We start from the raw sequence: 5,490 nt of genomic DNA on the forward strand, positions 1-5,490 counted from the left end.
CCGACGGCTCGGCCAGACCGGCTTCGTCCGCCAGCTGCTTGGGAACAGCCACCGGCTCCGCGCTGGCCCGCCCAGGGTGCAGTACCGCGGCGGCCAGCAGCAGGCCAAAGGCCACGCATCCGGCGCCGACGAGCAACCCGAGACGGCAACCACCGGCGAGCGCCGCGATCTGGGTACGGCCTTCCGCCACAAGCGTGGCGGTCCGCTTGGTGGACAACGTCCCCAGTGCCGCGAGGCCGACCGCTGCCGAGATCTGCATGGAGACGTTGACGATCCCCGAGGCCAGACCGGCGTCGGCGGGTGCGACGTCGGCAACGGCCATGGTCAGCAACGGCATGAACGCCGCGCCGGCCCCGAGCCCGACAAGGGTGAAGGAAACGAAGAGCGTCGGGAAATAATGGACGTGCTCGCCGTCGCCTCCCTGAGCGAAGAGCAGCAGGCCCGAGAGCATGACGGCCAGCCCCCCGAGGAGGACCTGTTTGGGGCCGAAGCGGGACACCAGCCGGGTGGTGATGCCGAAGGAGAGCGCGGCTATTGCGAGGGTTTGCGGCAGGAACGCCAGCCCAGTGCGGATCGCGTCGTACCCGAGGACCTCTTCCAGGTACAGCGCGCCGAAGAAGAACACCCCGTACATGCCGGCCATCACGACCGCGCGTACGGCGCTCGAGCCGACGAGGCTACGCAGTCGCAGGATCCGCGGCGGAACGAGCGGGTTCGGTGTGTGTGACTCACGGAAACCGAACGCGGCGAGCAGTGTGACCGAGACCGCGCCGAGCCCGAGCGTGTACGTCGACAGCCAGCCATGCTCGGATGCCCGCACGATCGCGTCGATACCGGCCAGCGCCGCCGTGGTGACCAGGATGGCACCCGCCGCGTCAACCCCCCGGCGCAGGCCGGAACCGGAACGTTCGGTGATGAGAGCGGCGCCCGCCAGTAGCGCGAGAACGCCGATCGGGATGTTGATAACGAAAATCCAGTGCCATCCCAGGGCCCGCGTGAGCACGCCGCCGAGCAGCAGACCGAGCGAGCCGCCGCCGACGGTGACGAGCAGGTAGGTGCTCATCGCCCGAGCGCGCTCACGCGGCTGCGGGAAGTCGGTGACGATGAACGCGAGAACGGTCGCCGACGCGAGCGCTCCACCCAGGCCCTGCGCGAAGCGGGCGACGATGAGGACCGTCTGATCGCTGGCAAGCCCGCAGGCGGCCGAGGCCGCGGTGAACAGCGCGACGCCGCCGAGGAAGACCTTCTTGCGCCCAACGAGATCGCCCAACCGGCCGGCGACGAGAAGGAAGCTGCCATAGCTGATCAAATAACCGTTGATGACCCAGGTAAGGCTGGCCTGGCTGATTCCCAGATCATGCTGGATGACGGGCAGTGCAACATTCACCACACTGGAGTCAAGAATGATCATAAGTTGGGCCGTCAGGACGACGAGAAGGGGGAGCCACCGTCGGTATGAGCGCATGGCCGAAGCTGGAACGATAAGTTCGCTCATAGGACCATTACTATAACATTAATTACAAAAAAATGATTTTAATATCTAAATATTATAATTATTAAGATAATGGCTGTTGTCGGCACCGAGCCAGCCGCGATCGTTGCGCTGACGCGCTATGGCGTGTGCCGGAAGCCGTCGTTCGATCAGGGAGCCGGACAGGTTCCCGCTCGCCGCCGGGCTCGCGGCGGGAACGCAGCCCCTGACCGGCCGGGGCCAGCGACCGGTCAGGGCCCACCGTGTCGATCCCTCCCTGCTGCTGCGGTCTCTGCCGCACGGACCCGCGCCGGACGATTACCGCCTGGTCTGCGAACGCACGATCTCCCAGGTCACGTTGTCACCGTGCTGGGCGGTGTAGAACACCCGCCAGTTCTTGTTGAAGGCGTCCGGTACCCGGGCACCGAGGATGCCGCGAATACTCGGGTCCCCGTCGGAAACATGGATCCCCGTGAGCTCGTTGTCCCCGTCGTTCTGGAATCCGCTGCCACTGATCGAACCGAGGCCGGAGTCTATCGTGGCCGACGGGTCACGCCCCTCCGCGAGGAACCGCAGCGGCTGCTGACCGTCCGCGTAGTTGTGCCACACGTCGAACAGGTAACCGGAATCGAGCGCGTTACGCTGGGTATGCAAGGTATCCCCGGCGTCCTCGACAAACGCGACGTGGTTGTGGTCGAGGAACGCGACATTGTCGAACCCGGTGTGCACCTGGTCGCCCTTGTAGAACAGAGTGAGTTTGCCGTTGTTGGCGGTCGCGCTGGTCTGGGTGAGTTTCAGCACCGAGCCCCAGCCGCCGTATTCGGCGTTCGCGACCGAACGCGCGTCGGTGTCGCCGGTCTCGTCGAAGTAGAACTCACGGAAGTCCGAGCCCGGGCGGAACTGGCCGTTCTCGGGCCGCTTGAACGGGGTCGCGCCAGCCTTCTTGGCCGCCGCGTTCGCGTCGAACGCCACCCCGCTGGGGTCGGTCGCGGTGTCGTGAATCGTCACCCAGTGGGTGTCGAAGACATTGCCGTAGGTGTGCAGATCCTTGGTGTCCTGGCTGAAGGCGTTGCCGTCCGGGTGGTCGGCGTCGATCGGCTGGAAGGTGATCGGCTTACCGGTACCCGTCGAGATCACCTGGAGGGCCTGGAGCTTGCCGCCCTTGGTGAGGTCGGCGGTGTCCACCGGCACGAACCGGTAGACGAAACTGTTCGGCAGCTTGGTGAACCTGCCGGGAATCGTCGTGCCGCCGACGTCCTCAACGAGCCACAGGTTGCCGGCGGAGTCGTTCTGGATGCCTTCGTACCCACCGCGGCCCAGGACGGTGGAGATGTCCTCGACCTTCGAGGCGATGTCCGGCGTGGCCTGCCAGACACCGCCGTTCGCGCCGGCCTCCGCGGTGAACAGCAGCCGCTGTGCCCACGGATCCCAGGTGGAACCGTCGAAGTCCGGCAATGCCTTACCCGCGACGTCCGTCGTGGCGAGCAGGGTGACCCGGTGGGCCGCGTCGGCGTCGAGGTTGACGCGGGTGATGTAGCCGGGCTTTCCGCCCTCGTGCCCCTGGAACAGGAAGTGCGTCCCGTAGTCGTAGCTCGGGTCGGCGCCGTGCTGACCGGTCAGGCGCAGGTAGGTGTTCTTGTCCGGCTCGGTCTTGCTGGCCTCGACGTTGTGCGCCGTGCTCTGTACGTCCCCCGGTGCGGGCAGCAGGTTCGCGGAGTTACCGTCATAGCCGTAGTACGGCACCTCGGGTGTCCCGTTTTCCAGTCTGTTCGAACCCTGGGCGACGGCGATCTCGGACAGCTCCGCCGAAAGCGCATGGGCCACCGGCACGTTGGGAACCTTGGCGTTCGCGGTCAACACGGGGGTCAGCCCGAGCGCGGCGGTAGTGCCCGACTCCGCTTGCGCGGTCGTGCCCAGCACCAGCCCGCCCAGCACAGCGGCGCCGGCCACCCCACCCGCAACAACCGCGACCCGGGAGCGTTTGGTCCTCACTGGCATTTGCATCCTTCCCCCTGGCACCACACATCGGGCACCTCCGGGGGGATACAAACGGGTGCGGGCAACGACTGGTACGCGGTTGTCCAGCCAACGCGAATCCTGCTTGTGAACATTGGATGGCCGAACGGGCCGACAGCCACCGAACGCTGGCGAACGCCAGCGGAAAACAGGCCCACGGCCGCCGTCGCCTGGCGGGCCATATCGAGACGGGCGAGGCCAGCACAAGCGACCCGGCGCGCGCCGTGAGCGGCGGTGACCGGCACCACGATCACCTGTGAGGTGTCCTGTGCTCGCCCCTGACGATCAGCCGAGGATGGGGCCGGCCGGCTCCCGATGCCCCGTCCTCGGCTGCCCCGTCCTCGGCGGACCCGCCTGCCTGTTTTTTACCGACCCGCCCAGTGCTGGTGGGCGCGTGGGCGTACCAGGGTGAAGCTGTCGAGCTCGGTGTAGCTGGACGAACCCGCGGCGGCGCCGTAGTGCCTGACGGTGATGGTCGTCTTTCCGCCGGGCGCGTCGGGCTCGACGTCGAACGAGGCGAAACCGTACGGAGTGGCGAGATCACGGTAGGCCGACCACGGCGCGGGTTCGGTCGTGGTGAGCGCCCTGCGCTGCGTCGTCGGGTCGCCAGCGGCGACATCGTAGATCACGACGCCGTCCTGGGGCGCGTCGAACGCGGTGGCCGGCGTGGCAAAGGAATGCCCACCGCCACCGATGATCATATGTACGGTCCCGCGGGTCGTGTCGATGACCTTCGCGTCGTCGGCCTGCGGGGCGGGCGTGAGCAGTGAGCTGCCGGGCAGGGTCCCACGCACGGGGAAGGTGCGTTCGAAGTGGTGCTCGTGGCCAGCGAGCACCAGATCGACGCCGTACTGGTCGAACAACGGCAGGAGCTCCCGGCGAATGCCGAGATCCGCGCCGTTGAAGTGCGCGGAGGACATCGCGACCTGGTGCATGAACACCACGATCCAGTCGATGTCATGGTCGTGCCGCGCCGCCGCCAGCGTCCGTTCGAGCCAGGCCCGCTGCTTGCCGTGGCTGTAACCGTGGATGTAGGGGTCAAAGCCACTGCTCGCGTAGTTCGGGACGTGGTCACGGCGGTAGCCGCTGAAACCGCCGTCCTGCAGGCACACGTCGTCGTTGTTGAGCGAGATGATCCGGACCGAGCCGACGGTGAAGGCGTACCAGTTGCCGGCGAAGTCGGGCACGTCCGAACCATTGCCCGGCAGGCCGAACCGGGTCTGGTAGGCGAGATAGCCCTGCGGGCCGTTGCCAACCTCGTTCTCGTGGTTGCCCGCGCACGGCATCCAGGGCCGGTTGCGCGCGGACCGCATGTTGTTGTTGAAGAAGCTGCGCCAGGTCGCCACCGGGTCGTCGCTGACGTTCGCGTAGCACAGGTCGCCGTTGACGAGATGGAACAACGGGTCGAGCGTCTCGACCGCGTCCACAATGTAGCCGGAGTTCACCGACGACGGGCCGAGGCCCTGTCCCACCGGCGCTGGTATCGCCTGGTCACCGAAGCTGGTGAAGCGGAACCGCCTGCGTCCGCGTGGCGCGGTCCGGAAGGTGCCGGCCAGCGGCGAGCCGCCACGGTGGTAGACCTGGTAGGTGAAATCGGTGTCGGATGGCAGCCGATCGAGTTCGGCGTGGTAGGTCCAGACCGTCTGCCCGGTAAGCGCCTCGACGTAGACACGCTCCTCGGCGTCAACGTTCGTCCCGAAACCGGCGCCCCTGCGCCCCAGCCGCAGCCGGGGCCTGCTCACCTTCTCCGGCGTCGCCCACGACACCGTGATCTGGCTGGCCGCATCCGCGCCGAACTGGACATGCAGCTGTTCGGGGGACGGCGCTCCCGCGACCGCGGGCTGACGCACCAGCTCGGCCGCGACGCCCGGACGTTCCAGCAACGGCACCGCGGCGGCGGTGAGACCCGCCACCCCGGCGGCACGCAGCAGCGCACGGCGCCCCAGCGCCGGCCGTGATCCAGCTATGGCAGGTTCCTCGTTCATGCGGATTCCTCCCCGTTG

Annotated in this window: 4 protein-coding genes; 1 reads left to right on the forward strand and 3 read right to left on the reverse strand. The window is 67.3% G+C overall.

The genetic code is table 11. The features are described from left to right. Both MJ785_RS04550 and MJ785_RS04555 read right to left on the reverse strand, forming a co-directional pair. On the reverse strand, positions 1 to 1,495 hold a 1,495-nt coding region (locus MJ785_RS04550), incomplete at its 3' end, for an MFS transporter (protein WP_239380071.1). Between the two features lie 294 nt (positions 1,496 to 1,789). Continuing rightward, positions 1,790 to 3,469, reverse strand: coding sequence for an alkaline phosphatase PhoX (locus tag MJ785_RS04555; RefSeq protein WP_239380072.1), 1,680 nt, complete (start codon positions 3,467 to 3,469; stop codon positions 1,790 to 1,792). 116 nt (positions 3,470 to 3,585) lie between these two features. On the opposite strand from MJ785_RS04555, the gene MJ785_RS04560 reads away from it, so the two are divergent. After that, on the forward strand, positions 3,586 to 3,747 hold the full coding sequence (locus tag MJ785_RS04560) for a hypothetical protein (RefSeq protein WP_239346448.1): 162 nt from the start codon (positions 3,586 to 3,588) through the stop codon (positions 3,745 to 3,747). Between the two features lie 105 nt (positions 3,748 to 3,852). Here MJ785_RS04560 and MJ785_RS04565 read toward each other — a convergent pair whose 3' ends face one another. Beyond that, positions 3,853 to 5,472: a fibronectin type III domain-containing protein gene (locus MJ785_RS04565; RefSeq protein WP_239380073.1), complete on the reverse strand. Its 1,620-nt coding sequence runs from the start codon at positions 5,470 to 5,472 to the stop codon at positions 3,853 to 3,855. Positions 5,473 to 5,490: the final 18 nt, after the last annotated feature.

Origin of the sequence: Protofrankia sp. CiT1, assembly GCF_917627335.1 — a bacterium.
Classification (GTDB): domain Bacteria; phylum Actinomycetota; class Actinomycetes; order Frankiales; family Frankiaceae; genus Protofrankia.